Origin of the sequence: Roseibium sp. (assembly GCF_965232425.1) — a bacterium.
Classification (GTDB): domain Bacteria; phylum Pseudomonadota; class Alphaproteobacteria; order Rhizobiales; family Stappiaceae; genus Roseibium.
In genome coordinates this window covers 2998031-3024572 of record NZ_OZ246971.1, presented here as the reverse complement: position 1 = coordinate 3024572, position 26542 = coordinate 2998031, and the positions used below count along the sequence as shown (strand labels likewise).

Sequence of the window (26542 nt, the reverse complement as noted above, 5' to 3'; positions counted from 1 at the left end):
TTTCAGAACGGGGAATGCTCCGGGCCAGGCCTCAGGAGTAGCGTTTTTCGGAGGCCGCCCTGAACATCAGCCGCACCTGGCTCTTGGCGTCTTCGACAGCCCGTTCTCCCATTTCCGCATAACAGGCAGTAACGCCTTCATGCAGCAGATAGAGCGTCGTTGCAAAGCCTTCGTCTCCGCTCAGCACGCCAAAAAATGCGAGCAGTTCGCCCTTGTGCCGGGTAACCGTGTCCTTGATCTGGGAGCTGTCCGGGTTCGCTGCGAGGGCCTGACGGAAAAAACACTCCTTGCCCTGGGTCACGCGCATCCACCCGCCCAGCTTGTCGAACAACTGTTCTGCCGCGGCCAGTCCGGGTTCACTCACCCCCTCGCGCACATAGGCGAGATACCTTTGGTGACGAAACTCCAGCGCGCCCAGGATCATGGCTTCCCGCGAAGGGAAATACCGGTAGAGCGTGCGCATGCTGACACCGACGCCCGCACGCAGCTCCGGGACGCTGGGTTCGGCAAACCCGCGGCTCCAGAAAACCCGTTCCAGGCCGGCAGCAATCTGTTTTTGCGCGTCGTTCATCTGATCAGACTGAAACGTATACGTTGCATTTGCAACAAGAAACTGTCCGCTGACAGGATCACGTTTTACCCGTTGCCGAGCAGCAGGTTCGCGACTCACCCGCCGCTATCGATCCTGCCGGACAAAACGCGCCTTGAAGGCTCCGGCCGTTAGCAGCCCGGGTTCTTCGAGGACCAGTCCACCAGGAAATCCACGAACGCCCGCACCTTCGCACTGAGATGGCGTCGATGCGGATAGACCGCGTAGATACCACGCTGCGGTTCTTCATACTCTTCCAGAACAACAACGAGATCACCATCTCGCACATCCTTGGCGACGAAAAACAGCGGCGTTCGCAGAAAGCCCAGGTCAGCCAGTGCGGCTTCGCGGGCGGCCGTGGCACTGTTGACTTCAAGAGGGCCGTTCACGGTGACGGACAATCGTTCGCCGTCGGACTGGAACGCCCAGTTCTGCTTGTAGCGGTAATTGGTGTCGATGATGCAGGGCCGGGTCGTGAGATCCGCCGGAACCCCTGGCGCACCATGGGTCTTCACAACAGCGGCCGTAGCGCAGACAACGGTGCGGAAAGGTGCGATTTTCCGGGCGATCAGGCTTGAGTCTTCCAGCTGCGTGACGCGGATCGCGACATCGAAGCCTTCTTCGACAAGATCCACGAACCGGTCTTCCAGGCGCAGGTCCAGCCTGATGTCCGGATACTGGGCCAGAAACTGCATCATCGGTTTGTTGAGCATGTCATCACCCATTGATCTGGGCGCCGACACGCGCAAGCGGCCGCGGACTTCCTGGTGCGAGGACTGCACGGAAGCCTGGAGATCGTCGATCCGTTGCAGGATTTCCGCCGCTTCCTTGTAATATGCCTCGCCCACTTCCGTCAGGGAGACCTGCCGGGTGGTGCGGTTCAGCAACCGGACGCCGAGTTCATCTTCAAGTTCGCCGACATATTTCGAGACGAGGGCCTTGGACCGCCCCATTTCCCGGGCAGCGGCGGAAAAACCATTCGAGTCGACCACTTGAATGAAGCAGCGCATCCGCGTGATTGCGTCCATTCGGCATCCTTCCAGCTTGGGCAACGCATTGAGACGTGATTACCCGATTTGTCCCGCAACGGTCAAAACAGGTTACGCTGAAGGACAACGGTCAACAGATCCGACTATCGATGAGAGGTGGTTTTCCGGCGGCCAAGGCGCACGAGACCGGCAAACAGCCGCACCAGCGCGAACCCCGCCAGCGCGCCGATGGCGGCGCTGACAAACCCGGCTATCGTCACCGGAATGGCCGGCTCGTAATCTTCCGCCGTTGCCTGCGCAAGCTGGGGATCAAATCCGCGCGCAACCACGAACATGCGCGCGACGGGTCCCGCCGCCTCGAGCGCCTGGCGCTGCCGCTTGAGGGCCTCAAGGCGCACACCGGCAACCGCCATGCTGTCACCCCGTGCCCGGATGAAGGGGTCATCGGAAGACCTCTGGCGATCAATCGCTTCGGCAACGGTCAGGCCGAAAGCCGATGCATCGCGTCTGAAATCGGCGAGGATGCCCTCAAGGGCATCGATCGCCCCGCCGAGCCGCTGCCGGTATTGTTGCGAAAATTCGGGAAACTGTGACGTTGCCGTACCGCTCACGAGCATGACGAGTATGATCAGGGTTCTGAACATGAATGTCTCCGGTCACGGATTGCCGGACGGCTGTCAGTCCTGCAAGCTTATGATACCCGCGTCACCGGCTTCGGTTCCGAAGGCCAGCCGCAGGCCGTCCGCGTCCCAGTCCATCGCAGAAACAGGGCTATTTCCGGGCCGGCGCAATTGCACCTCCGCCTTGTCCTCGAACCGGCACATCGTTACCGACCCGTCCTGATACCCGATGGCAACGACATCCTCCTTCGGATGACAGGCCACCGCTGAGACCAGCAGGTCCGTTCTGGAACCGAGCTGAAGCGGTGTTTGTCCCATCGGACCGGTTTTCCCCTGGAATGGCCACAGGATCGCGGCATTGGCACCCGACGTGGCCAGGTATCTGCCCTTGAAGGACCAGCTGAACGATTTGACCTTGGCCGGATAGCCGGACATGCGCATGTCCTGGGCATCCGACAGCCGCCAGCCATGCAGGGCGTTTTCCTGCATCGCCGTGACAAGGAATTTTCCGTCGGGCGAAAAACTGATCCCCAGATGGGCACCTTTCCAGGAAAACTCGGTCGGCTGACCGTCGGTTCCGGCCCACCAGAGCGTTGCGCCGTCATACCGGGAAACCGCCAGGCGCGTGCCCTTCGGCGCGAACGCAAGTCCGCCCACCGCGCGGTCGTGACCGAATTCCCTTTCCCGGCCGTCATTGAGAAGGGCCCAGGCAACCCGGCCGCTGGCAAAGGCGATTGCCCCGGACGGACCCGTGGCAATCAAATCGATCCATTTGCGCGGCCGCTCCGCAACAAGTTCGGCGGAGGCATCGGCACCGCATCGGTAAATGCAGCCGTCATCGCCGGACGTGACAAGACCGGTTCCGTCCTTGAGCGGTTCGGCGGCGAGCAGACCGGCCTTGTGCGGCCGTATCTTTTTCTCGCCTGTTCCGGAAAAGGTGACGTCGCCCTCTCCGGACGCGAAGAAGGCGGACGCCTTCAGGAAACCGGCGCGGACCACGAAACCGTCCACGTCCACTGGTGCTATTGTCGGCACGCGTTCTTCCCTGTTATGCCGCGCAGGCTTGGAAACTCTGCTTCAGGACATCCCAGTTGAGGTCCCGCCCGATGAAGACAAGCCGGCTTTCGCGCGCCTCGCCTTCTTTCCAGTCTCGCTGGTGATCGCCCTCGACGATCATGTGAACGCCCTGGATGACATAGCGCTGGGGATCGTCCTTGAAGGACAGGATGCCCTTGAGACGCAGGATGTTCGGGCCCTGCACCTGCGTGACCTGGCTGATCCAGGGAAAGAACATGTCCGGATTGAGATCCCCTGCCGTGAGCGAAATGCTCTTCACGGAATGCGGGGCGTCATCGTGGTGGTGATGGTCATGCCCGTGGCCATGGTGATGATGGTGATCATGGTCGTGATCGTGATCGCAGTCCGGGCCGCATTCATGGGCGGCATGGCCGTGCTCCAGGAAATGCGGATCCAGCGACAGGATCCGGTCAAGATCGAAGGCACCCCGGTCCAGCACCTTGGCAATCTCGATTCCGCAGCGCTCGCTCCGGTGCAGAACGGCGTAGGGATTGATCGAGCGGATGCGTGCCTCCACCGTTGCCAGTTCCTCGGGCGTGACGAGGTCGGTCTTGTTGATCAGGATCACGTCGGCGAAGGCGATCTGGTCCTCGGCCTCCTCGGTATCTTCCAGGCGCTGCAGCACATGGCGCGCGTCAACGACAGCGATCACGGCATCGAGCCTGGCGGAAGCGCGCACATCATCGTCCATGAAGAAGGTCTGGGCGACGGGCGCCGGATCGGCCACGCCTGTGGTCTCCACAATGATGGCGTCGAAAGCGCCCTTCCGTTTCATCAGGTTCTGAACGGTCCGGATCAGGTCGCCGCGGACGGTGCAGCAGATGCATCCATTGTTCATCTCGAAGATTTCTTCGTCGGATTCAACGAGCAGGTCGTTGTCGATCCCCACCTCGCCGAATTCATTGACGATCACGGCGTACCGCTGTCCATGGTTTTCGGTGAGGATGCGGTTGAGGAGCGTGGTCTTTCCGGCACCGAGATATCCGGTCAGAACCGTGACCGGAATCTGTGCCTGGGCGTCCTGGGTCGCGGTCATTGCGAGGGTTCCTGGCCTTGTTGGATGTGCTCAGCCTGTCGGGAAACAGGTGCGTTGGCCGCGAATATAAGCACATCGCGCGGCAATTTGGAGAGAGCACGCAAAAATTCCTGTGCTGGCCGCCGGCAGGCTCGGGAAGGGCGAACGCCTCAGCCGCCTTCCGGTCTTTTCACGGACAGGGTCGGGCGTTAGGTTACGGACCCATAAATGAAGCCGATTTGGCGGCAGAAATGGCAAAATCTCGCGAGGAAGCGTGCGCAGAGCGGGCTCTTGCCCGGTCAAGCGCGGTGACACTGCGAGGTAAAGCCATTTTGCCGTCCTCCGGATTTGGCCGTTTCGGCCATCTGCATCGTCGCGAAAGGCTTGAAAATGAACCACATTTCCTGCGCTTTCGCTCCTCGCAGCTGGTCAAAACGATCCAAACCAAATTGACTTCATTTATAGGTCCGTACCCTAGGTTACGGCCCAAAATCAACGGTCAGGACGGCGAAAGAAAGCGAGCAGCGGATGTTGAAAACAATCAGCGGATTTGACCACATTGGCGAGGAAAATGCGTTCGCTGTTCTCGCACGGGCGACCGAACTTGCCGGCCAGGGCCGGGACATCATCAATCTCGGTATCGGCCAGCCCGATTTCCGGACACCGGATCACATTGTCGAAGCGGCGATCAAGGCGCTGAGGGACGGGCAGCATGGCTATACCCCGGCGACCGGAATTGCGCCCTTGAGGGAAGCCGTTTCGGCAGATCTGCTCAAGCGGCACGGCGTTGAAACCAACCCCGGAAATGTGCTCATCGTGCCCGGCGGCAAGGTCACCATGTTCATGGCGATCCTGATGTTCGGCGAGCCGGGAACCGAAATTCTCTATCCGGACCCGGGCTTTCCGATCTACCGGTCGATGATCGAGTTTACCGGGGCACGACCGGTCCCCGTTCCGATACGCGAGGAGAACGACTTTGCGTTTTCCGCCGAGGAAACGCTGTCCCTGATCACGGACAGGACGCGCCTGCTGATTCTCAATTCACCCGCCAACCCGACCGGCGGCGTGACACCGAGGTCGGAGATCGAAGCCCTGGTCAAGGGCCTGGAGAACCATCCTGATGTCGCGGTGATGTCGGACGAGATCTACTCGCAGATGACCTATGACGGCATGGAGCATGTCTCGCTGCTCGGTTTCGAGTCGATCCGGGATCGCCTGATCCTTCTCGACGGCTGGTCCAAGACCTATGCCATGACGGGCTGGCGCATGGGTTTTTCCGTCTGGCCGGACAGCCTTGCGGACAAGGCGCGCAAACTCGCCGTGAACGCCTGGTCCTGCGTCAACGCGCCGGCGCAGTTCGCCGGCCTCGCCGCCTTGACCGGCCCCCAGACGGCTGTCGAGGCGATGGTGTCGGAATTCGACGCGCGCAGACGTGTGATTGTCGACGGCCTCAACGCGCTCTCCGGCGTGTCCTGCCGCACGCCGCTCGGCGCCTTCTACGCGTTTCCGAACATCAAGGACACCGGCTGGAAGGCCAAGGAACTTGCATCGGCCCTGCTGGAGGAAACCGGCGTTGCAACTATTGGAGGGCCTGACTTCGGAATTCTAGGAGAGGGATACATCCGCCTTTCTTACGCGAACTCCACAGAAAACATCCTCCGCGCCCTTGAACGGATCGGAACATTTCTGGATCAATAGAAAAAATGCCAGTGATTACTGCCATATAGGAAAAAATCACGGTTTTTTACTATTAAAAACACTCTGCCATGAGTGAAATAACATGCTGATGTATCAATTTTTTAATTCTTTCCTTGTCAGAATTTACGTAAGGGCATCAAGCGGTGCCTGAATGACGGGAGGAAGTCGGTGGAGTCTGTCACACTCGATCTGCAGCAGTCTTTCGGCGGATTGAACGAGGCTGTTCTGGTCACGAATCCGGACAGGATCATCGTGTTTGCAAACGCTGCCATGGAAAAGCTCCTGCGCGTCAGTCAACACGATCTGATCGGCAACACGACGAAGCCTTTTTTCGCCGACCCGGCGCAGTTCGACCGGATGGCGGAGCTGTACCAAAGACCGGCAGACCAGAAAAACCGCAGGATGTATGCCATCGAGGCTGTGCTGGGCGACGGAACCCGCAAACAGCTCGAAGTGGTCAGTGCGCCGCTGTTCGACACCTCCCAGACCCTGGCAGGTCTCCTGTTCATTTCGCGAGATGTCAGCGATCGCAAGCAGCTCGAAACCCAGCTGAGCGATCTGGCACTCACCCTGGAGGATGCCCTCGACGCAATCCTTGAAGGTTTCGCGATCTACGATGCCGACGACAGGCTGATCATCTGCAACGACATGTACCGCGAAATCTACGCTGAATCGGCTCCGGCGATGTTCCCCGGAAACCGCTTCGAAGACATCCTTCGCTTCGGACTGCGCAAGGCTCAGTACAACACCGGCGGTCTGGACGATGAAGCCTGGCTCGAAACCAGACTGAAGCAGCATCAGGCGGCCGATGGAGCCGTGATCGAGCAGCAGCTGGAAACCGGCCGCTGGCTCCGGATTTCCGAGACCCGGACGAGCACAGGCGGCATTGTCGGCATCCGGGCGGATATCACGGAACTGAAGGACGCCAAAGCACTGGCAGAGAAAGCCTACCGCAACCTTCATCTCATGGCGGACAGCATGTCCGCCTGCGTCGGCGAAGTCGATCTCGAAGGCAAGTGCCTGTTCCTGAACAAGACCGGCTACGCCTGGTTCAATGGAACGCCCGAGGAGCTTTTGGGAACCCGCCTCAGGGAAAAGCTGCCCTGGAAGGAACGCGACAGCGTCCGGTCTCTGTTCATGGAAGCAATGAGCGGTGAGAAAGCCTCGGGCGAAATCGGAATGCACTTTCCCGATGGCGTCACCCGCGAATGCCTGATGGACTGCAATCCGCGCTTCAACGACGATGGGGAGGTGGACGGTCTCGTGGTGGTGATTTCCGATATCACCGACCGCAAGAACACGGAACGAACGCTTGCGGAACTCTACGCCATCACCTCGACGAGGGAGCTCGGGCACGAGGACAAGATCGCCGAAATCCTGCGGCTCGGCTGCGACCATTTCGATCTGCCGGTCGGTATCATCAGTCACGTGATCGGCGAGAACTACACGATCACGCACGCCCAGAGCCCGGGCGACACGGTCCAGCCCGGCCAGTCGTTTGAATTGAAGGACACCTACTGCACCCTGACGCTGCAGGCGGACGAACCCGTCGCGACGGGCCATGCCGGCCAGTCGGAATTCGCCGGTCACCCCTGTTACAAGCTGTTCGACATCGAAACCTATATCGGCGCGCCCCTGCTCGTGGACGGGATCGTGCACGGCACGATCAACTTCACCGGCCGGGAGATCCGCAAGCGGCCCTTCACGTCCGCGGATGTTCAGATCATCCGTCAGTTCGCCGACTGGATCGGCCACGAAATCGCACGCCAGCGCGACCACCAGGCGCTGATGGATGCGAAGATCCGCATGGAACGCATTGCGAGCATCGACGATCTGACGCAGATCCTGAACCGGCGCGCCTTTCTCGAAAAGGCAAACACCGAGATTCAGCGGTTCCGCCGGACCAATCAGGTGTTCACGGCCGTCATGATGGATATCGATCACTTCAAGAGCATCAACGACCAGCATGGTCATGCTGCCGGCGACGATATTCTGAAGCTGTTTACACGCACCATCAGCAGGGAATTGCGCTCCGTCGACATTTTCGGACGGGTCGGCGGCGAAGAATTTTGCCTGATACTGAGTGGCACGGGCCTGGAGGACGCGTTCACCGTTTGCGAGCGATTGCGCAAGAAGATCGTCCGATCCTGTCAGGATCCGAGGCTGTCCCTGGTCGTGACCTGCAGCATGGGGCTGGCGGTCTCCAGCCGCGAGGATGTCGAGTTTTCAACACTGATGCAGAAGGCCGACACGGCGCTCTACCAGGCAAAATCATCCGGACGAAACAAGTGCGTCATGCATGACGCCTCGCCCGATTCGATCGCCGTCTAGGACTCTCCGAAGCTTTGAGCTAATCCGCGAGCCGCTGCGCCAGGCGCACCCCGGGCGGGGGCGAACTCTCGCGAATGCGGAGCTCCGGCTCTATCACGATCGGCTTGTTGGGGACCCGGTCGCCGGCGATCTGGCGCAAGAGGGTCAGCGCGGCGAGGCGGCCGATCTTCTCCGGCTGATTTGCAACCGTCGTGAGCGCCGGCGTTCGTGCATCGGCACCGTCGATATCGTCGTAGCCGGTAATGGCCATGTCGGGTCCCGGTTCGATGCCGGCGCGCCGGAGCGTTGTCATCATGCCGAAGGCGACAAGGTCGTTGAAGCCGACAATGGCTGTCGGCCTTTCCTCCGCTTCCAGAATGTCCGGCACGGCGGCCCGTCCGTCCGCCTGCGTCATCAGTTCCGGCAGGTCGACCTGGCCGGCCGGGTCGATCCCTGCCTCCTCCAGGGCCTTTTTCCAGCCCTCGTGACGGAGCTTGCCGGTGGAACTCTCCCTGCGTCCGCCGACCATGCCGATCCTGCTGTGTCCCTGCGCCAGCAGATGCTTCGTGATCTGGTAGGTACCCGCTACATCGTCACCGCGCACGCATGGCGCCCACACGCCGGGCACTTCGCGCGCAACCAGCGTGACCGGAATGCCCTGATCGACGAGCCTGTTGATTTCTTCCGCCGTCGTCCCGACCGAGGGGCACAGGATCAGCCCGTCCGCCCGGTGCTGCAGCAGCGTGTTGACAAAACCGCGCTGGCGTTTGGCGTCATCGCGGTGATTGCAGATGAATATCATCTGCCCCTGCTCTTCCAGGACATCCTCAAGCGCAGAAAAAACCTCTGCGAAATAGGGGTTCAGGATGTCATGCACCGCAACGCCGACAATCTGGCTGCGCGAGGTGCGCAGCGACGCGGCGGAACGGTTGTAGATATAGCCGATTTCTTCCGCGGTCTGCTTGACCTTCTCGCGGGTTTCTTCGGCCACGAGTGGACTGTCCCGCAGGGCGAGCGACACGGTTGCGGTCGAAATGCCGAGCTGATCGGCGATATGACCGAGTGTAAGTCGCTTGCCTGGTTTGGGCGGTAAATCCCCGGAAGAGGGCGTGGAGTCTTTGTCTTCGGACATTCAGTGGTCTCTATTCCCGCAGCGGCGGCTTTATCGAGCGATAATGCTCCCGGCCGCTGCGGTAAACAGAAAAATGATGGCGACGAGTGACCGGACGCTGAAGTTCGTGCCGACTTCGGCAGACCTGGAACGGACTTCAGCACCATGGTGCCAGTCACCTGAATCTGAAGTTCGACAGATTTTGCAGCGGGCTTCGAACGAACTTCAGATTCACCGCACTAGCGCGCCTGCGGCGCGGATTCGTCGTACTCTTCCCTGAGATTGACGACAACGCGCCTGTTTTGAGACTGACACTCGATCGAGGAGCAATCCGTCACGGGCCGCTCGACACCATAGCCCTTGGACCACACGCGTTTCGGGCTCACGCCGAGACTGACCAGTTCCGCCATGACGGCATCGGCTCTCTGGCTGGACAGTGTTTTCTGGGCCGCTTCGCTGCCCGGATCATCCGCGTGCCCCTGCACCTTGACGAGCCACTTCTTGTTCTGTTTCAGCCAGTCGGCCTGGTTCTTGATCGTCATCTTGGCTTCTTCGGTCACCACCGCGGAGCCCCGGTCGAAATACACCCGGCGACCGACATTGATGATGAATTCTTCTTCGGAACCGTTCGAAATCTGGCCGAACCCGGCGGCCGGCGCATTGGTGACATTCGGCGACGAAATTCCCCCTGCGGAGTTACAGGCGGCGAGCCCGGCTCCGCAGAAGGCGATGATCATGAAATTCCGGCCCCAATGGCCAATCCGATTAAACAAGAACGCCCCCCAAGACTAAGCTATTCCCCAAGCGTGCCGGCCTCAGCCGGCACTTGCGCCAAGATGTTCCAGAACCAGAACGCCGGTTCCTTTCGGGCATCTCTGGTAAAGATCGATGATGTCCTCCGGCAGCATGCGGATGCAACCGCTGGAGACATCATGACCGATACTCCAGGGTTCCAGGGTCCCATGCAGCCGGTATCCGGTATCGCTGCCGTTGTTGTAGAGATAGAGCGCCCGCGGCCCGAGCGGGTTGTTCGGCGCACCGCCCTCCACCCTGCGCGGCAGATCCGGCTGACGCTTGAGCATTTCGGGTGGCGGCACCCAGCGCGGCCAGAGCGCTTTGCGGTCGATCCGCGCGCGACCGTACCATTTGAATCCTTCCCGTCCAACTCCAACGCCGTATCTCAGCGCCGTGTTGTTCTCCCAGACCCAGTAGAGAAAGTGATTCTGGGTATCGACCACGACCGTCCCCGGAGGTTCGTCGCTGAAATACTTGACCATCTGGCGGCGCCAGACGGGGTCGATGCGGTTCAGGTTCGTTCGACGGTACTGAAAGCCGTTATCCTGCTCGTACCCGTTGAAATAAGCATTGGCTGCAGCATTGGCCTGGGCCAGCTGCGGCATTGCGAAGGTGCCCGCGACAGCTGCGGCTCCTCCCAGAAAAGTTCGGCGATCCATTGCCATCCCATTCCTCCTAGACAGGTTGGTGACCAGTTGTCACCCGGGGTCCACGCCAGCGGCCATTAAGAGGGAAACTCACGCGACCCGTCAACCGTCTAGCGCTTTTTCCACCTGCAGTCGGAGAGAGAAACACGTACACCGGCAACGAATCCAGAGCCCTGACGCCACGCCCACCATCCAGACGAGCTTCGTTTGGACGAACAGCGCAAGAACCTCCGCCGTGTCCAATCTGTGTCTTACAAACCGGGAATGCGGGAAATCGTCCCGATGCCTGTCGCTTTTCACGCCGGTTTTGTGAGAACGTAGGGCTAGGGTACGGACGCATAAATGAAGCCGATTTGGCGGCAGAAATGGCAAAATCTCGCGAGGAAGCGTGTGCAGAGCGGGCTTTATGCCCGGTCAAGCGCGGTGACGCCGCGAGGCAAAGCCATTTTGCCGTCCTTCGGATTTGGTCGTTTCGGCCACCTGCATCGTCGCGAAAGGCTTGAAAATGAACCACATTTCCTGCGCTTTCGCTCCTCGCAGTCGGTCAAAACGATCCAAACCAAATTGACTTCATTTATGTGTCCGTATCCTAGGGTCCTGACCCTGGGAATGCATGTATGTGACGGAAAACGGAAAACGCGATGCCGGTAACGGAAATTGAGACCTGGCTTGGACGATTGTCCATCTGCGAAGCCGAAGAGGCCATTACCGAAGTGCACTGGAATGGCCCCGCGGGCCGGGATGAAACGCCCCTGCTTCGGGAAGCCGCCGCACAGGTAAACGCCTATCTCGACGGCAAACTCGAGACATTCGACCTGCCGCTCTCGCCGAAAGGCGGTGACCTGCACCAGTCGGTTTTCCAGGCAATGCTGGCCATCCCCTACGGCCGGACCCGCACCTACGGCGATGTCGCGAAGGAACTCGGCACCTACGGTCAGCCGGTCGGCCAGGCCTGCGGAGCCAACCCGATACCGATCATCATCCCCTGCCACCGCATCCTGTCCGCCAACGGCCTCGGCGGATATTCGGGCGCAGGCGGGCTCGACACCAAGATCGCATTGCTGAAGCTCGAGGGCGGGTATCCGTTCCTTGTCTGACCTCGCACGCGTTCCTCCTTGCCCGGCTCGAGCGTCACTGCGCACCTTGTGGACGTTTTTCGGGACCGTGTTGAGAATAGTCCCAATGCCTGAGACTATACGGCGATTGAATTTCCGGCGGAAAGCAGCCGCCCTGAAACGCATTCTTGCTGTCGCACAGTCAGACTATCGTCGCGTCGAGCAAATCATACCGGCCCGGGAGCAGCCATGAGCGGACTACTTGCCTTACTCGATGATGTCGCGGCGATTGCGAAAGTTGCCGCCGCCTCGCTCGATGACGTCATCGGCCAGGCCGCCAAGGCGGGTTCCAAGGCCGCAGGAGCGGTCATCGACGATGCGGCTGTGACGCCGAAATACGTGACCGGCTTCAAACCCGCCCGTGAACTGCCGATCGTCTGGCGCATTGCCAAGGGGTCGCTCAAGAACAAGCTGCTCTTCCTGTTGCCGGTCGGCTTGGCGCTGAACGAGTTCGCGCCATGGACAATCACGCCGCTGCTCATGCTCGGCGGCGCCTATTTGTGCTTCGAGGGAGCGGAAAAGATCCATCATCTGTTCGCCCACAAGGACAGCCCTGCGGATCTGCCTCTGGAGGAGGCGGTGGACGCGGTGCATCTGGAAGAGCAGAAGGTTTCCGGCGCGATCAAGACCGATTTCATCCTCTCGGCCGAAATCATGACGATCGCCCTGTCGGAAATCCCGGAAAGCAATATCTGGATGGAGGCCGCGACGCTCGCGGTTGTCGCCATCGGCATCACGGTGATGGTCTACGGATCCGTCGCGCTGATCGTCAAGGCGGATGATGTCGGCCTGATGATGTCGAACAAGGGACGCTTGTCCGTCATACGCGCGATGGGCCGGGGCATCGTCAAGGCAATGCCCGGGTTCCTGAAGATCCTGATGGTGGTCGGCACCGCGGCCATGCTCTGGGTCGGTGGCTCCATCGTGATCCACGGCCTGAAGGAACTCGGCGTCAAGGGCATCTACAACACGATCCATGACATCGCTCATTCCGTTGCCCATTCGGTCGGTCAGTTCGAGGGCTTCGTCGCCTGGGCGATGACGGCCTCTCTCGACGGTGTCCTGGGCCTGATCCTCGGACTGATCCTGATCCCGATCGTGGCGAAGATCATTCTGCCGGTGTGGAACATGTTCCGGAAAAAGCCGGAGGAAGCAGGCGAACACTGATTGCGGCACCAAACCGCGACAGCCGTTCAAACCTGGCCGTTAGGTGTTGGCAGGCCGCAAAAACCACGATTGTTCCTTGCCGGAACACCGGTCCGCCAGCGATCCGTATATGTCGACGCTCGAGAGCGGAGTGATCTTGTATGCGTCTTCGTAGAGCGCACGAATATCCGCTTCCGGAACGGCGAACGGAGGCCCTTCCATGAGCGCCTGGTCGTAGTCATAGGTGACAAGCAATTGCGGCAGGCCGTTGCAGAGCCGGCGCAGGTGGTCGGCATAACCGCTGCGCATGCTGGGCAGCATGGCAACAAGAGCCGCACGATCGTAGACAGCGTCGGCGGGACCGAGATCGGCGCTCTGGAGCGCGAAGAAATCGCCCTGCCACAGGTCGAGCCCGGAACTGGAATAGCGCCGAAGGCCCTGCACATCCCGGATCTCGGGCGTGACATCCAGCCGCGCGAACACGGCTTCAACCGCCTCCGCGCTCAGCTCACTGCCACTCACTCGGCAGCCCTGCGCGAGCAGCCAGTCGATGTCCACACTCTTGCCGCAGAGGGGCACAAACACATGCGCACCCCGCCCGAGTTTCAGGACCGGAAAATGCCGCTCCAGATGCAGATTGACGGCGCCTTCGTGAAAGGCGGTCTTGCCCTCGCGCCAGCGGTTCTCCCAGAAAGTCGGTTCCATCTGTCCATCCGTTCGGTTCGCCTTGCAGCGGAAGCCTGTCAAAATACATGAGGGCCGAAGATACGCCAGAAATAGACAAGCGACAGCAGTCCGCCGAAACCGACCACCAGGGTGCGCAGCAGGCGCTGGTTCACGGACCGCGCCCAGTATCCTCCGGCATAGCCGCCGACAGTGCTGCCGGCCATCATCACGATTGCCGCGGTCCAGTCGATGAGCCCGCCGATCCCGAATATCACGATGCTGATGATCGTGAAGTTCGTTGCGAGCAGATTTTTCATGCTGTTCGCAGCATGAAAGTCGGAATGGCCGATGATCTGTGCGATGGCGAGCAGGATGATCCCGAGGCCAGCTCCGAAATAGCCGCCATAGATCGAAACCAGAAACAACACGCCATAAACGGCAGGAGAGGTTTGCGAAGCTCCCGCAAGCCTGACGAATGCCCGGCGCATCGGCTCTCCGAGCGCGAACAGCAAGGTCGCCGCCAGAAGCAGGAACGGGACGAGAAACAGAAAGGTCTGAGGGTCGGAGACAAGCAGCAGGACCGAGCCGACAGCTGCGCCCGCACCGGAGACAACGCTCAGTTTGACGAGCAGGACGCCACCATTGCGCAGCTCCTCCCGGTAGGCCATCAGCGCGGCTGCATTGGACGGCAGCAGTCCGAGAAAGTTCGTGGCATTGGCAACCACCGGCGGCAGCCCGGCGGCCATCAGAGCCGGAAACGTGAACAGCGTGGCACCGCCCGCGATCGCGTTCCAGGCCCCGCCGACCAGCCCGACACCGAGCAATATTGCAAGATTCGTGTAATCCATGTCCCGGCCCCATCAGTTGACGGAGAGGCTAGGCGAGGTATCATCATTAATAAAATGAATTGATTTGAAGATCTTGATGAAAAAAATCGAACAGATTTCCCTGAACAGCGACCTGCTGCGTGCCTTCGTGACGATCGCCGAACAGGGCCATCTGACCCTGGCCTCCGAACGACTGAACCGGACGCAATCCGCATTGAGCGTGCAGCTCAGGAAACTTGAAACCGGCCTCAGCGCGAAGCTGTTCGAGCGTCATCCCAAGGGTATGAAACTGACGCCCGATGGCGAGAAACTCCTGCCGATCGCGCAAGGCATCCTGGCGGATCTCTACCGGGCACAGTCGCTTTTCGAGCATCCCTTGCGCGGCAAGGTTCGTGTCGGCATTCCCGACCATTATGATGACATGATTTTTGAAACCGTTCTTTCGGATTTCGGCAAGTCCTACCCGCTTCTGGATATCTTCGTTAAATCCGGCTGTTCCGCCGGCTTCCCTGCCGCCATCGAGGACGGCCGGCTTGATGTCGCCGTCGTTGCGACACCCGAACCGGGTGCGCACGATCTTCTCGAGATCGAGGCAAATCACTGGGTGGAAAGCGACACCTTCGACCGCGATCCGGGCGAGCCGGTCCCGCTTGCGGTTCTCGACAGGGGATGCTGGTGGAGCAGGCTGCCGGTCGTTCTCCTGTCGAAACAGGAGCGCGCTTTCAACGTCAAGTTCAGGAGCGAGAGCTTTTCGAACCTGCGCTGTGCCATCCGCGCAGGCCTTGCCATCGGTGTGCTGCCCGCGCGCGCCGTTCAATCGGGCATGCGTATCGCACGGCCAGAACGGGGCCTCCCGAAACTGCCGGCGATGACCCAGTCGATCATGGTCTCGCCGGATGCTCCCGCCGAGATCACCGGTGCAATCGTCACCGCGCTCAGGCAGGGGCTCTTTGAAAACGGCAATGCGGCCTGACAGCACCCTGCCGCCGCTTTATGCGGTTCAGAACAGCATGAACCCGAAGAAGACGATCACGGCAGCCATCGTCATCCAGATCAGGAACGCATTGAAATACTCCTTGCGCGAACCGAAGCCGGTCCTCAGAGCATCAAATTTCGCTGGTCCGAATCCGGACGCCCGGCCCGGGTTCACCGAGGCCTTTTGAAACCGGCGGCGCAACTCCGCCGCCTTCCGGGCCCCCCTTTCCTCGTTGATCGTCTGGTAGGTCATGGTCACTCCGATCTCCTTCAAGACCATCTCTGCATGCCCAATGACATGGGTTGAAGGCCGGATCATTGCAAATGAGCGTTTTGTAATCTTCCGGTGAACACCCGTGTACTTGCGGCTGTCACAAAGACATCTTAGGAACGGGAAGCCTTCACCAAGACGATTGCAGTATGCGCCAAGACCCCTCCTCCGAACCTTCCTCCGGCGATGTCAGCGCCGCGAATGCGTCTTCAGGTCCGACGCTTTCGGACATCAGTTCGGTGTCGCTGAAGGTCGGCCTGCTCTCGTTCGGCGGCCCTGCGGCACAGATCTCCGTCATGCATCAGGAATTCGTCGAGAACCGCAAATGGCTGTCCGAGGAACGCTTCCTGCATGCGCTCAACTACTGCATGCTGCTGCCCGGACCGGAAGCCCAGCAGCTCGCGACCTATTGCGGCTGGCTGAGCGGACGCACTCTTGGCGGGCTTGTCTCTGGATTGCTGTTCATTCTTCCCGGTGCCATAGCCATGGCGATCGTCAGTTACATCTATGCCGCATACGGCGAGACCTCGTTCGTTTCGGCGCTCTTTTACGGGGTCAAGGCGGGCGTGCTTGCCATCGTGCTTCAGGCTCTGATGAAAATCGGCAGCAAGGCGTTGAAGACGCGCCTGTCCTGGGTCCTTTGCGCCACGTCCTTCTGCGCGCTCTTCTTCGCCTCCATTCCCTTCCCGGTCGTGATCCTCGGTGCCGCGGCCATCGGCCTGCTGGCGGGCCACGGTTCCGGGCCGCTGCTTGTGGGCGACCCTGACGGGGCTCCGACAACACTCGCCAAGACGGTGTGGACGGTTCTGATCGGCATCCTCCTCTGGGTCGCCCCGCCATTTGCCGCGATGCTGTTCCTTTCCCCTGGAAACGTTTTCGTGGAGATCGCCGAGTTTTTCTCGCTTCTCGCGGTGGTCAGTTTCGGAGGTGCCTACGCGCTGTTGAGCTACATGGCGCAGGTCGCAGTGGAAACGAAGTCATGGATCACCGCAGGCGAAATGCTCGACGGGCTCGGCCTGGCCGAAACGACACCCGGTCCGCTTATTCTGGTCACGCAATTCGTCGGCTTTCTTGGCGGCTGGCGCGACCCCGCTCCGTTTTCACCGCTTGGCGGTGCCTTGATGGCCGCGGCGATGACGACCTGGGTCACCTTTGTGCCGAGTTTTCTGTTTGTCCTCGCAGGGGCGCCCTGGATGGAAAGGCTGCGCGGCAACAGGAAACTTGCGCGGGCCTTGTCGGCAATAACCGCAGCCGTTGCGGGCACGATCCTCAACCTCGCGGTCTGGTTCGCCCTCAATGTCCTGTTTACCGAAACCGGGACCCGGGCTTTTGGCCCCTTCGAGATTACCTGGCCCGCGCCCGGATCTCTTGACCCGGTTCTTGCGGGAATTGCTCTGGTGGCCGCGTGTTTCGTCTTTGTCCTGAAGAGGGGCATCGCCACGGTTCTGGCCGTGACCGCCCTGCTGGGGCTGTTGGCAAGACTTATCCTGGTCTGACGAAACGTCCGGAACGCCAATCCGGCATCGCCGGCGCGAGGCACCGAACACCATGACCAGGCTCCTGACCTCAGGCGGCTGTCAGTTCCTTGCCCTTCCCGGAGCCCGTTTTCTTGTCGGTCTCCGGGGTGTCGTCGCCATCCGTGTCGAAGTCGTTCTCGTGTTCCGGATCGTCGTCGACGGCGAGCGACAGATTTTTCTCCACCTGGCGAAGCAGTTTCCGCAGCTTCTTCCGGTCCTTGTCGTCCAGACCCGACATCGCCTCGCGCTCCAGGCGCTTCCAGGCCTTGTCGACAGACGCGACCAGCTCCCCGCCCTCGTCGGTCAGAAACACCCGCGCCAGACGGCCGTCGGTATCGGACACCTGCCGGCGCACATACCCTTGCGTGGACAGGCGGGTCACCATCTTGGTGACGGTCGGCGGCTGGACGCCCAGCGCCAGTGCCAGCTGGCTCATGGTGCGGCCGTCGGAATCGGCCAGAACTTTCAGCACAAGTTCCTGCCCCGGATGCAGTCCGATCCGCATGAGATGTGCTCCGGATCTGGCTCTCTGGGCTTTCGCCGCCTGGACCAGCCGGAATGTGATGCTCTTTTTGTAGTTGAAGGCCATTGCCTGTCCCCATTCCAAGATCAGCCCGAATCAATCGGCTTTGCAACGTGGCGGAAACCTAGCCGGAGAATTTAACCGTCAAATGACATTATCAAGATGCGTAAAATTTTTGCAAAGCCACGCCATTGGATGATCCATCGCCGGCTAAGAAAATCAAGGATCCACCTTCAGCGAGCCCGCAAGGAAAGGGATCACGAGCGTCAGAAACGCGACAACGGCGAAAGAGGCCCCCAACGTAAACACCTGTCCGATGAACCCGAGGATCGGAGGACCGAACAGAAACGCGCCGTATCCGAGTGTTGCAACGGAGGCCAGTGCCTGCCCTTTCGAGATATGCCGGTCCGCGGCGGCGCGCGACATGGCGAGTGGAAACAGCACAGCGTAACCGATGCCCATTATGAAGCATCCGGCCCAGACGACACCGATGTTCCATCCGGAGACCAGCAGGAGACCGCCGGCAAAGGCAACAAATCCGCTGACACGCGCCACCGGCACGGGCCCGTATCGGGCGATGACCCGGTCTCCGGCAAACCGCATGATCACCATCGCGATCGAGAAAACGGTGAAAGCCGTCGGCGCAATCGCCTCGGAGTATCCGAGATCGGTAATCTGGTAGAGTGCCGCCCAGTCGGTCACGGCCGCCTCGCCCAGCGCGGCGATCAGCGCAATCAGCCCGGCAAGAAGCAGCGCGCCCCTGGGGATTGCAAACAGCGGCGCCTTGCCCCGCTCTTCATCCGGGCCGGTTTGCAGCGGCCAGCCCTGACGCAGGCTCCAGAACAGCACGGGAAGTGAAAGCACCGCCCAGAGACAGAAATGCAGCGCAACGCTCAGCTCCAGCTGGATGGCAAGTCCGCCTGCCGCCGCGGCGGCACCGGCGCCGAGACTGAACAGGCCGTGAAACGACGACATCACGGGCCGCCCGAGCACGGTTTCGACTTCCGCACCCCACCCGTTCATGGACACATCCAGCGAGCCGAAGGCGAAACCGGCAAGAAAGAGTGCAACTGCCAGCGACGCGACGGAGGGTGACACCCCGACAAACGTGAACGTGACGACCGTTGCGGCAGCCGACGCCTTTGTGACCGTCGCCGGACCCTTTTTGTCGATGAATGCACCGGCGATCGGAAAAGCGGCAAACGCCCCGAGCGCCAGAACCAGCAAAAGGACACCGAACCAGCCTTCGCTCAAGCCCGTCGCCGCCTTGACATCGGGGATACGGGATGCCCAAAGACCGATGAAGGTCCCACACATGAAAAACACCGCCGAGACAACCCGGCGCGCTGCGATCGCCTGCATGATGTGACCTGATACCCGGGACCGGGAATGCCCCGAAAAGAAAATGCCTTCCTCCGGCTCTATCCTGTCCCGGCAGACCTTTCAACGCAAATTGCGGTGGCGGGACGGATCAGGCCACGAGGGACGCCAGCAGGGCGTCGGCATCGCGCGCTCTTTGAAGTGCGGACTGATAGGCCGAAGCAGCTTCGCGGCCGCGCGTTTCCGCAGCGGACGGATCGCCGCCGGATCCGCCGGAAGACGCCTCTTCACCTCCGGGCGCTGCATCCGGTCCGCCTGCAGGGGCTGCCTCTCCGCCTTCATCAGAGCCCTGAAGTTCGTCCGCTTTCGCCTGGCGGGCTTCCGCCTGGGCTTCCGACAGTTGTGACCGTGCCAGCTGCGCGACCTTCAGATCCTGTGAGGACGGTTCCGCGGGCGCAAGGGCTGCCCGGATCACGATCTGCATCTTGCGGATCGTCTCCTGGGGTGTCTTTTCCTTGCTGGTATCGATCTGCACCTCGCCGCCGATCGCATACCGCTTGCCGTCCGGTCCCTGCTGGAACGTGTAACTGGGGGCACCGGCATAGGGTCCGCCGACACGGGCATGCGCCTGCTCATGCGCCCGCACCTCGCGGTCCCGCTTGGCAAGCTCCTGAACCTGCTTTTCTTCGGCCTCGTTCAGCCCGTCTCCGTCCGGATCGTCCTTCTCGCCGGCCCCGGCCTGGCCCTGTGCCGGATTTGCGCCGCCTTGTGCTGCGGCGGCAACGCCCGCACCTGCGGCCGCCGTCTGCTGAGCCGGCGCGCTGTCGGGTTCGTCTCCGGCATTTTGCGTGTCCTGCGGAGACGAACCGCGGCTCCGGGCTCCGGTCTGCTCCGTGCTCTGCAGTGCAAGAACCGCCTGCGAGGACAGGACCGGTCCGGAACTGCGCCGCGCGGACTGGGCGGGCGCACTTGCCAGGCTGTCGCGCGCACTTTCCCGCTCCCGGCCGGAACCACCCGTTCCCGGACCAGGCTCAGGTTCGCCTGCGACACCATTGCCTCTCAAAAGGTTCGCCGGCGTGTTGGACAACAGGGCGCCGATCATGCGCGTAATTGTCTCAAAGAGGAGTCAGCAAATTCTAAATGGAGGTTAAGCCGCATCGATCATTTGTTCGTGAACACTTAACGGACTGTTGTCCCTGTCGCGACGCACTTGCCTGGCGCGGCCCGCTGTGCAAATGAGACATTCTGACATTCCCAAGGCAGGACATCGACATGCAGCCCCGGCGCTTCTGGCACGACATGACAACGGAGGATTTCAACTCTCCCTCCCGCGGGTCCTGGATCGCTGTCCTGCCAATTGCGGCGATTGAGCAGCATGGCCCGCATTTGCCGCTTGTCACCGACACGGCAATCGCGGAAGGGCAGGTCAAACGCGTCCTCGAACTCCTTCCTGACGATCTGCCGGCCACCTTCCTTCCGCTGCAGACCATCGGCAAATCCGATGAGCATATTTCATCGCCGGGCACGCTGACCCTTTCCTGGGAGACGGTGACCAGATGCTGGATGGAAATCGGCGAAAGCGTTGCCCGGGCAGGTGTGCGCAAACTGGTCCTGATCAATTCGCATGGCGGCAACGTGCCGATCATGGATATCGTTTCCCGTGAACTGCGCGTGAAGCACGACATGTTCGTCACCGCGACCAACTGGTTGCGCTTCGGCCAGCCGGAGGGCCTGTTTCCGGAGGCGGAGTTCACCTACGGGATCCATGGCGGCGACATCGAAACATCCCTGATGCTGCATTTGCATCCCGGCCTCGTGCGCATGGAAAAGGCACAGGACTTCACATCGCAGCAACAGTCTTATCTGAACGAGTTCAAACATCTTCGCGGCCACGGCAAGGCGCAGTACGGCTGGAAGGCCCAGGATCTCAATCCGCTCGGCGCGCTTGGCAACGCACGTGCGGCGTCAGCCGAAAAGGGGCGGCAGGCGCTTGATCACGCGGCAAGGGGCTTCGTCGAATTGCTGCAGGACGTCAATGCCTTCGATCTCGCAAGGCTCTGGAACAGCGAAAACTGACGCTACGTCCGTCTTGCTTCATCCGGCAAGACAAGACCAGAACAGCCACAACAACCTTAAAACACTTAAAAGTTGAACCGCCGTGGAACAAAGTTTTTCAGGAAAATCGTCCTGAACAAACGGGGTTATACATGTCAATTTGGCAGGTGTCCGGCGGCGGCAGTTGACCTTCTCGCCTCGGGCGACACATTATTCAGATGACCACAATAGGGGCGTTTTTCGAGTATCAATGAACCTGTCGATCCGGCAATTGGCGACCTTTAGAGAGGTCATGCGGAGTGGGTCCATTTCGGAAGCGGCCCGCACCCTTGGCCGGACACAGCCCGCTGTCAGTTCGACGATCGCAGGTCTGGAGACAGAGCTTGAACTGAAGCTTTTCATGCGCGAGCAAGGCCGCCTCGTGCCGACACCAGAGGCGGAATTTTTCCTTGAGGAAGCCGAAGCCATCCTGAAACGGCTCGAAACCTCCAAGAGGACGCTGCGCGGCCTCGCCAACAAGGAACATGGCCAGCTGCGGATCGCCGGCATACCCGAAGCGGTTGCAGACTTTCTCCCCAACAGCCTGTCGAAGTTCGTTGCCGACAAGCCCAGTGTGAAGGTTGCCCTGGCAAGCCGGTCGTCCTCCGAGATCGAGGAACTCATCGCCGCGCAGCAATTCGACATCGGCTTTTCCGAAACGCCCAGGGCGCGAAACTCCTTCGACCAGATCGATTTCGACCTTGAATGCATGTGCGCTGTTCCGGCGACGGACCCTCTTGCGGCGAAGGAAGTGATCACGCCGGAAGAACTCGACGGATATCCCTTGGCGCTACTTCACTCCGAGCACAGGAGCCACAAACAGACGCTTGCAAGGTTCAGGGATGCCGGTGTCCGCTTCAACCAGCGCTTCGAATTGCAGACAGCCCTGCCCGGACTGCGGTTCGTGGAAGCGGGTCTTTGCGCGCTCATTTGCGACATGCTCACCGCCTACAAGGCGCAGGAAGACGGACGGTTGGGTTTGGGGCCGCCGATGATCGTGTTCCGGCCGTTCCGCCCGCGCATTCAGAACGGCCTGTCGATCCTGACCCCGACACACAGGCCGATTTCCATCGTCGCCAAGGATTTCTGCGACTTCCTGAGCACGGAAATGTCCAGGATGCGCACGGCCATGGTCAAGAAAAGCAGCTGACCGCGCGCTTCGCGGAACAGCCGTGCCGGGTGCCCCGGCACCCGGATCACTTTCTTGGATTTCCATCAGCTATTCATGGCGCAAGCCAGCTGGCGCTTGTGGTGCCGGGGCGGCATAGTCTGAGGGCAACAAACAACGGGACAATCAAGCCGTGTCAGAAACTCTTTTTGCGCCGAAAGGCGGTCACCCCGGACAGGAAACCCTTCTGACCGACCGTGCCGTTTTCACCGATGCCTACGCGGTCATTCCGAAGGGAACGATGCGCGACATCGTCACCAGCTACCTTCCGTTCTGGGACGACACCCGGCTCTGGGTGCTGTCCAGACCGCTGTCGGGTTTCGCCGAAACCTTCTCCCAGTACATCATGGAAGTCGCCCCGGGCGGCGGATCGGAGAAACCGGAAACTGACAGCGCGGCGGAAGGCGTCCTGTTTGTCGTTGACGGCGAAGCCACCCTGACCGTGAACGGTCAGACATTCGAGCTGCGCGAAGGAAGTTACGTTTTCCTGCCCCCGGCAACGGACTGGACATTCCGCAACAACAGCTCCGCAAATGTGTGCTTTCACTGGATCCGCAAGGCATATGAAGCTGTCGACGGTCTCGACGCGCCCGGATTTTTCGTAACGCATGAGAGCGACAACGCTCCCGTGGCGATGCCCGGAACGGAGGGAAAATGGGCGACCACCCGCTTTGTGGAACCGACCGATCTTCGCCATGACATGCATGTCAACATCGTGACCTTTGAGCCCGGAGCCGTCATTCCATTTGCCGAAACCCATGTCATGGAGCATGGCCTTTATGTGCTTCAGGGCAAGGCGGTCTACCGTCTCAATCAGGACTGGGTCGAGGTGGAAGCGGGCGACTACATGTGGTTGCGCGCCTTTTGCCCACAGGCCTGCTACGCGGGCGGACCGGGTCTCTTCCGATATCTTCTCTACAAGGACGTCAACCGGCACATGCCGCTCCGTCCTGCCGCCCGCTTTGATCCCGGCCGATGAGAAAGCACGATTGTCCCTAGGGACAATATAAATGAGATCAATAGCTTAAAGCATGATAGGCAGTCTTTCGGAATGCTGGATTTCCGATGGCATTCCGTCTATGGAGAACCGAAAGACAGGTCGTCGTCATGCGGATTGTCATCAACGGGTTCGGCCGGATCGGCCGGACTGTCCTGCGCCAGATTTTGACCTTGCCTGACGGCCAGGGCGTCACCATCGCGGCCATCAACGACATCGCGCCGCTGGAGACATGCGCCTACCTTTTCAAATATGACAGTGTCTTCGGTCCCTATCCGGGCCCGGTCGACGCCGGCGACGCGTCCCTGATAATCGGCGATCTGGAAATCCCGTTCTCGCGGGAAGCGGATCTTTCCGCGCTCGATCTGGAGGGCGTCGACGTCGTGATGGAATGCACCGGCAAGGCTGACACCGGCGAGATTGCCCGGCGCGGCCTGGACGCCGGGGCGGCAAACATCCTGATTTCCGGTCCCTCGCGCGCGGCCGAAAAAACGATTGTCCTGGGTGCCAACGAAGAGCAACTCGGCAAGCACCGGATCGTCTCCAACGGCTCCTGCACGACCAACGCGCTGGCACCGCTGCTGCGCGGCCTGGACGACGCCATCGGCATCGGCACCGGGCACATGACCACGATCCACTGCTACACCGGCAGCCAGCCGATGGTGGATGCGCCGCGCGGGCCGCTGGAACGCAGCCGGGCCGGCGGGGTCTCGATGGTTCCGACGACGACAAGTGCAACGAAACTCGTGGGCAAGGTCGTGCCGCGGATGAGCGGCCGGATCACCGGCGCCGCCGTAAGGGTGCCGGCCATCAGCGTGTCCGCCGTCGACCTGACCGTGACCTGGGAACGGCCGCTCGGCGAACCCGTCAACGAGATGCTGCAACGGGTCTTTGCCGGCAGTCCTGTGATCGGTTTCACAGGCGACCGCGTCGTCTCCACCGACATGCGCACGCGTCCGGAATCGCTCGTGATTGCCCTGCCCGAAACCCTGTCAGCCAGTGACCGGCAGGCACGCATTTTCGGCTGGTACGACAATGAATGGGGCTTCTCGCGCCGGATGATCGACATGGCGCGGCTGATGTCGGCGCGGTAGGACGCCGCTTCCGCAGCGCCGAGGCGCGTGCGTCTCAGCCCTCGATGGCGTCCACGACAAAGGGGGCCGGGAACCAGAACTCCTCCAGATTGTCGCCGTCGCCGATCCGGTCGACCACCACGAACCGTCCGGGTTGTCCGAGCGGCGCTAGCACGCCATGCCAGGTTCCCCGGTGAAGATTGATCGACTGCCCGGGCTGGCTGGCGAAGGCCTTCAGGTTGACCGGCCGTCCGGCCTCGTCCTCTGCCACGACAACCAGCATAGGCACCCCGTCCACGGGCATGAAAGCCTGGCTGCCTTCCGGATGCCGCTCGACCATGTCCACGGTATGGGGCAATGTCCTGGCTTTGGCGTCGAACAGGCTGATGCCGGCGCGGCCTGACCCGAAGTCCAGGCAGGCGAGATCGTGGAACCGGCCGCACATGCCCTGGTTGATGATCTTGTCGGGTGAACCGTCAGGCTCGATCACGTCCCCGAACGGCGCGAATGCCTCCGCGGTCAGAACCCGCGCGGTGATCGTCTTCGCGCTCACGGCAGCAGGTCCGTCAAGCGGTGGCGGGCAATGCGTTCGACCTGCCGGCAGGCCTCGGCAAACTCCGTCTCGCCGTCATTCTCGATCCGCCGCTGGAATGCGGACAGGATCGACGCCTTGTCGTGATCACGGACCGCGATGATGAAGGGAAACCCGTGTTTCCCGACATAGGCGGCGTTCAGGCCCGTGAAGGTCACCCGCTCCTCGTCGGTCAGGAGGTCCAGTCCCGCGCTTGCCTGTTCCGATGTGCTTTCCGCCGTGAGACGCCCGGCCTGCGCCAGCTTGCCGGCGAGATCCGGATGCGCTTTCAGGACGCCGAGACGTTCTTCCCTGCTGGCGGAACGGAACATGCGGCAGAGCGCGTTGTGAACACCGGCGGCGCAGTCATGCGCCGGTCCGAGTTCCAGATCGAACGCGCGCTCCGCGATCCAGGGGGAGTGCTCGAAAATGCCGCCGAACCGGTCAGCGAATTCGCTTCGTGTCATGCGGCTTGGCTGCAGGCCGCCTTGCGGCGGGTGATGTCTGGCCCAGTGCTCGGCAATCTCGATCCGGCGCGGGCACCAGACACCTTCGTGCGACTGGATATGGTCGATGAATTTCCGGAGCGCCATGATCTTCCCCGGTCGTCCCACCAGGCGGCAGTGCAGACCGATCGACATCATCTTCGGCGTGTCGGTCCCGCCTTCCTCGTAAAGCGCGTCAAACGCGTTTTTCAGATAGTTGAAGAAGTCCTCGCCGTCGCTCCAGCCGGGCGACACGGCAAACCGCATGTCGTTGGCCTCGAGCGTATAGGGAATGATCAGCTGCTCGCGCCCGCCAATTTCCAGCCAGTAAGGCAGATCGTCGTCATAGGTATCGGAGATGTAGTCGAAGCCGCCCTCTTCCGCGACAAGCCGCACGGTGTTCTCCGAACAGCGCCCCGTATACCAGCCACGCGGGCGGTCCCCCACCACTTCCGTGTGCAGCCGGATGGCCTCGGCGATCGCGGCGCGTTCCTCCTGATCCGGCATGTCCTTGTGCTCGACCCACTTCAGGCCGTGACTGGCGATTTCCCAACCGGCTTCCTTCATCGCCTCGACCTGTTCCGGATTGCGCGCCAGCGCGGACGCCACGCCGTAGATCGTGAGCGGAATTCCGGCACGGGTGAACAGGCGGTGCAGGCGCCAGAACCCGGCCCGCGCGCCATATTCATAAATGGACTCCATGTTCCAGTGCCGCTGACCGGTCCACTGCGCCGCTCCGGGTATGTCGGACAGGAACGCCTCGGAGGCGGCATCACCGTGCAGCACGTTGTTCTCGCCGCCTTCCTCATAGTTCAGGACGAACTGAACGGCGACCCTGGCGTCTCCCGGCCATTTGGGATCGGGCGGAAAAGGGCCATAGCCCCGAAGATTGCGCGCATAGCGATTCAAGACACACCTCCTGCTGATCAGGCATGTCTAGCGC

At 61.1% G+C, this 26542-nt stretch carries 27 protein-coding genes; 11 read left to right on the top strand and 16 right to left on the bottom strand.

Annotation, left to right across the window (positions count from 1 at the left end):
- Positions 1-31 precede the first annotated feature (31 nt).
- The 5 genes from ACO08A_RS13935 to ACO08A_RS13915 all read right to left on the bottom strand — a co-directional run bounded on the left by ACO08A_RS13935 (position 32) and on the right by ACO08A_RS13915 (position 4311).
- Entirely contained in the window at positions 32-571 is a 540-nt protein-coding gene (locus ACO08A_RS13935) for a TetR/AcrR family transcriptional regulator (RefSeq protein WP_422041608.1), read from the bottom strand.
- Positions 572-720: 149 nt separating this feature from the next.
- The gene (locus tag ACO08A_RS13930) at positions 721-1617 is read right to left on the bottom strand and encodes a LysR family transcriptional regulator (RefSeq protein ID WP_422041607.1); all 897 of its coding nucleotides are present in this window, start codon (positions 1615-1617) and stop codon (positions 721-723) included.
- 104 nt (positions 1618-1721) lie between these two features.
- Complete coding sequence (locus tag ACO08A_RS13925) at positions 1722-2222, bottom strand: DUF2937 family protein (protein WP_422041606.1); 501 nt, start codon at positions 2220-2222, stop codon at positions 1722-1724.
- 33 nt (positions 2223-2255) lie between these two features.
- The gene (locus tag ACO08A_RS13920) at positions 2256-3233 is read right to left on the bottom strand and encodes a WD40 repeat domain-containing protein (RefSeq protein ID WP_422041605.1); all 978 of its coding nucleotides are present in this window, start codon (positions 3231-3233) and stop codon (positions 2256-2258) included.
- Positions 3234-3246: 13 nt separating this feature from the next.
- On the bottom strand, positions 3247-4311 hold the full coding sequence (locus tag ACO08A_RS13915) for a CobW family GTP-binding protein (protein ID WP_422041604.1): 1065 nt from the start codon (positions 4309-4311) through the stop codon (positions 3247-3249).
- A 17-nt stretch (positions 4312-4328) separates the two neighbouring features.
- Here ACO08A_RS13915 and ACO08A_RS13910 point away from each other — a divergent pair, with 17 nt between their 5' ends.
- From ACO08A_RS13910 to ACO08A_RS13900, 3 genes are all read left to right on the top strand, one after another.
- Entirely contained in the window at positions 4329-4844 is a 516-nt protein-coding gene (locus ACO08A_RS13910; RefSeq protein ID WP_422041603.1) for a hypothetical protein, read from the top strand.
- The gene (locus ACO08A_RS13905) at positions 4819-5988 is read left to right on the top strand and encodes a pyridoxal phosphate-dependent aminotransferase (protein WP_422041602.1); all 1170 of its coding nucleotides are present in this window, start codon (positions 4819-4821) and stop codon (positions 5986-5988) included. Before ACO08A_RS13910 ends, ACO08A_RS13905 begins: the two co-directional genes overlap by 26 nt.
- Before the next feature lie 168 nt (positions 5989-6156).
- On the top strand, positions 6157-8319 hold the full coding sequence (locus tag ACO08A_RS13900) for a diguanylate cyclase (RefSeq protein ID WP_422041601.1): 2163 nt from the start codon (positions 6157-6159) through the stop codon (positions 8317-8319).
- Between the two features lie 19 nt (positions 8320-8338).
- Here ACO08A_RS13900 and ACO08A_RS13895 read toward each other — a convergent pair whose 3' ends face one another.
- From ACO08A_RS13895 to ACO08A_RS13885, 3 genes are all read right to left on the bottom strand, one after another.
- Positions 8339-9430, bottom strand: coding sequence for a LacI family DNA-binding transcriptional regulator (locus ACO08A_RS13895; protein WP_422041600.1), 1092 nt, complete (start codon positions 9428-9430; stop codon positions 8339-8341).
- Positions 9431-9648: 218 nt separating this feature from the next.
- Positions 9649-10182, bottom strand: a complete 534-nt coding sequence (locus tag ACO08A_RS13890) for an OmpA family protein (RefSeq protein WP_421979912.1) — start codon at positions 10180-10182, stop codon at positions 9649-9651.
- A gap of 42 nt (positions 10183-10224) precedes the next feature.
- Positions 10225-10869 (bottom strand): L,D-transpeptidase, encoded by a 645-nt coding sequence (locus tag ACO08A_RS13885; protein ID WP_421979913.1) that lies wholly within the window; start codon positions 10867-10869, stop codon positions 10225-10227.
- A 623-nt stretch (positions 10870-11492) separates the two neighbouring features.
- Between ACO08A_RS13885 and ACO08A_RS13880 the strand changes: the two genes are divergently transcribed.
- Both ACO08A_RS13880 and ACO08A_RS13875 read left to right on the top strand, forming a co-directional pair.
- Positions 11493-11948 carry a methylated-DNA--[protein]-cysteine S-methyltransferase gene (locus tag ACO08A_RS13880; protein ID WP_422041599.1) on the top strand — a complete coding sequence of 152 codons (456 nt, stop codon included), beginning with the start codon at positions 11493-11495 and terminating at the stop codon, positions 11946-11948.
- 207 nt (positions 11949-12155) lie between these two features.
- Positions 12156-13133 (top strand): DUF808 domain-containing protein, encoded by a 978-nt coding sequence (locus ACO08A_RS13875; RefSeq protein WP_422041598.1) that lies wholly within the window; start codon positions 12156-12158, stop codon positions 13131-13133.
- Between the two features lie 39 nt (positions 13134-13172).
- Here the strand turns inward: ACO08A_RS13875 and tmpT are convergent, their stop codons facing one another.
- Positions 13173-13817: a thiopurine S-methyltransferase gene (gene tmpT / locus ACO08A_RS13870; protein ID WP_422041597.1), complete on the bottom strand. Its 645-nt coding sequence runs from the start codon at positions 13815-13817 to the stop codon at positions 13173-13175.
- A gap of 38 nt (positions 13818-13855) precedes the next feature.
- The gene (locus tag ACO08A_RS13865; RefSeq protein ID WP_422041596.1) at positions 13856-14626 is read right to left on the bottom strand and encodes a sulfite exporter TauE/SafE family protein; all 771 of its coding nucleotides are present in this window, start codon (positions 14624-14626) and stop codon (positions 13856-13858) included.
- A 76-nt stretch (positions 14627-14702) separates the two neighbouring features.
- On the opposite strand from ACO08A_RS13865, the gene ACO08A_RS13860 reads away from it, so the two are divergent.
- Positions 14703-15578 carry a LysR family transcriptional regulator gene (locus ACO08A_RS13860; RefSeq protein ID WP_422041595.1) on the top strand — a complete coding sequence of 292 codons (876 nt, stop codon included), beginning with the start codon at positions 14703-14705 and terminating at the stop codon, positions 15576-15578.
- Between the two features lie 27 nt (positions 15579-15605).
- Here the strand turns inward: ACO08A_RS13860 and ACO08A_RS13855 are convergent, their stop codons facing one another.
- The gene (locus ACO08A_RS13855; protein ID WP_422041594.1) at positions 15606-15854 is read right to left on the bottom strand and encodes a hypothetical protein; all 249 of its coding nucleotides are present in this window, start codon (positions 15852-15854) and stop codon (positions 15606-15608) included.
- Between the two features lie 146 nt (positions 15855-16000).
- Between ACO08A_RS13855 and chrA the strand changes: the two genes are divergently transcribed.
- Entirely contained in the window at positions 16001-17347 is a 1347-nt protein-coding gene (gene chrA, locus ACO08A_RS13850; protein WP_422041593.1) for a chromate efflux transporter, read from the top strand.
- 70 nt (positions 17348-17417) lie between these two features.
- Here chrA and ACO08A_RS13845 read toward each other — a convergent pair whose 3' ends face one another.
- The 3 genes from ACO08A_RS13845 to ACO08A_RS13835 form a co-directional block, all read right to left on the bottom strand.
- A complete protein-coding gene (locus tag ACO08A_RS13845; RefSeq protein WP_422041592.1) occupies positions 17418-17957 on the bottom strand; it encodes a MarR family winged helix-turn-helix transcriptional regulator in 540 nt (179 codons plus the stop codon).
- 153 nt (positions 17958-18110) lie between these two features.
- A complete protein-coding gene (locus ACO08A_RS13840) occupies positions 18111-19253 on the bottom strand; it encodes an MFS transporter (RefSeq protein WP_422041591.1) in 1143 nt (380 codons plus the stop codon).
- Between the two features lie 109 nt (positions 19254-19362).
- The gene (locus tag ACO08A_RS13835) at positions 19363-20313 is read right to left on the bottom strand and encodes a putative metalloprotease CJM1_0395 family protein (protein ID WP_422041590.1); all 951 of its coding nucleotides are present in this window, start codon (positions 20311-20313) and stop codon (positions 19363-19365) included.
- A gap of 170 nt (positions 20314-20483) precedes the next feature.
- On the opposite strand from ACO08A_RS13835, the gene ACO08A_RS13830 reads away from it, so the two are divergent.
- The 4 genes from ACO08A_RS13830 to ACO08A_RS13815 all read left to right on the top strand — a co-directional run bounded on the left by ACO08A_RS13830 (position 20484) and on the right by ACO08A_RS13815 (position 24564).
- Positions 20484-21287, top strand: coding sequence for a creatininase family protein (locus ACO08A_RS13830; RefSeq protein WP_422041589.1), 804 nt, complete (start codon positions 20484-20486; stop codon positions 21285-21287).
- Positions 21288-21558: 271 nt separating this feature from the next.
- Complete coding sequence (locus tag ACO08A_RS13825; RefSeq protein WP_422041588.1) at positions 21559-22455, top strand: LysR family transcriptional regulator; 897 nt, start codon at positions 21559-21561, stop codon at positions 22453-22455.
- Positions 22456-22606: 151 nt separating this feature from the next.
- Positions 22607-23452 carry a bifunctional allantoicase/(S)-ureidoglycine aminohydrolase gene (locus ACO08A_RS13820; RefSeq protein WP_422041587.1) on the top strand — a complete coding sequence of 282 codons (846 nt, stop codon included), beginning with the start codon at positions 22607-22609 and terminating at the stop codon, positions 23450-23452.
- Between the two features lie 86 nt (positions 23453-23538).
- On the top strand, positions 23539-24564 hold the full coding sequence (locus ACO08A_RS13815) for a type I glyceraldehyde-3-phosphate dehydrogenase (RefSeq protein ID WP_422041586.1): 1026 nt from the start codon (positions 23539-23541) through the stop codon (positions 24562-24564).
- 34 nt (positions 24565-24598) lie between these two features.
- On the opposite strand, the gene ACO08A_RS13810 is transcribed toward ACO08A_RS13815, so the two are convergent.
- On the bottom strand, positions 24599-25096 hold the full coding sequence (locus ACO08A_RS13810; protein ID WP_422041585.1) for an ureidoglycolate lyase: 498 nt from the start codon (positions 25094-25096) through the stop codon (positions 24599-24601).
- Positions 25093-26508, bottom strand: a complete 1416-nt coding sequence (puuE, locus tag ACO08A_RS13805) for an allantoinase PuuE (protein WP_422041584.1) — start codon at positions 26506-26508, stop codon at positions 25093-25095. The genes ACO08A_RS13810 and puuE overlap by 4 nt, the downstream gene beginning before the upstream one ends.
- Positions 26509-26542 lie beyond the last annotated feature (34 nt).

Coding starts and splice junctions, on each gene's coding strand:
- ACO08A_RS13935 (WP_422041608.1), bottom strand. CDS start 571: ATGAACGACGCGCAAAAACAGATTGCTGCCGGCCTGGAACGGGTTTTC.
- ACO08A_RS13930 (WP_422041607.1), bottom strand. CDS start 1,617: ATGGACGCAATCACGCGGATGCGCTGCTTCATTCAAGTGGTCGACTCG.
- ACO08A_RS13925 (WP_422041606.1), bottom strand. CDS start 2,222: ATGTTCAGAACCCTGATCATACTCGTCATGCTCGTGAGCGGTACGGCA.
- ACO08A_RS13915 (WP_422041604.1), bottom strand. CDS start 4,311: ATGACCGCGACCCAGGACGCCCAGGCACAGATTCCGGTCACGGTTCTG.
- ACO08A_RS13905 (WP_422041602.1), top strand. CDS start 4,819: ATGTTGAAAACAATCAGCGGATTTGACCACATTGGCGAGGAAAATGCG.
- ACO08A_RS13895 (WP_422041600.1), bottom strand. CDS start 9,430: ATGTCCGAAGACAAAGACTCCACGCCCTCTTCCGGGGATTTACCGCCC.
- ACO08A_RS13885 (WP_421979913.1), bottom strand. CDS start 10,869: ATGGCAATGGATCGCCGAACTTTTCTGGGAGGAGCCGCAGCTGTCGCG.
- ACO08A_RS13880 (WP_422041599.1), top strand. CDS start 11,493: ATGCCGGTAACGGAAATTGAGACCTGGCTTGGACGATTGTCCATCTGC.
- ACO08A_RS13875 (WP_422041598.1), top strand. CDS start 12,156: ATGAGCGGACTACTTGCCTTACTCGATGATGTCGCGGCGATTGCGAAA.
- tmpT (WP_422041597.1), bottom strand. CDS start 13,817: ATGGAACCGACTTTCTGGGAGAACCGCTGGCGCGAGGGCAAGACCGCC.
- ACO08A_RS13865 (WP_422041596.1), bottom strand. CDS start 14,626: ATGGATTACACGAATCTTGCAATATTGCTCGGTGTCGGGCTGGTCGGC.
- ACO08A_RS13860 (WP_422041595.1), top strand. CDS start 14,703: ATGAAAAAAATCGAACAGATTTCCCTGAACAGCGACCTGCTGCGTGCC.
- chrA (WP_422041593.1), top strand. CDS start 16,001: ATGCGCCAAGACCCCTCCTCCGAACCTTCCTCCGGCGATGTCAGCGCC.
- ACO08A_RS13845 (WP_422041592.1), bottom strand. CDS start 17,957: ATGGCCTTCAACTACAAAAAGAGCATCACATTCCGGCTGGTCCAGGCG.
- ACO08A_RS13840 (WP_422041591.1), bottom strand. CDS start 19,253: ATGCAGGCGATCGCAGCGCGCCGGGTTGTCTCGGCGGTGTTTTTCATG.
- ACO08A_RS13835 (WP_422041590.1), bottom strand. CDS start 20,313: ATGATCGGCGCCCTGTTGTCCAACACGCCGGCGAACCTTTTGAGAGGC.
- ACO08A_RS13830 (WP_422041589.1), top strand. CDS start 20,484: ATGCAGCCCCGGCGCTTCTGGCACGACATGACAACGGAGGATTTCAAC.
- ACO08A_RS13825 (WP_422041588.1), top strand. CDS start 21,559: ATGCGGAGTGGGTCCATTTCGGAAGCGGCCCGCACCCTTGGCCGGACA.
- ACO08A_RS13815 (WP_422041586.1), top strand. CDS start 23,539: ATGGCATTCCGTCTATGGAGAACCGAAAGACAGGTCGTCGTCATGCGG.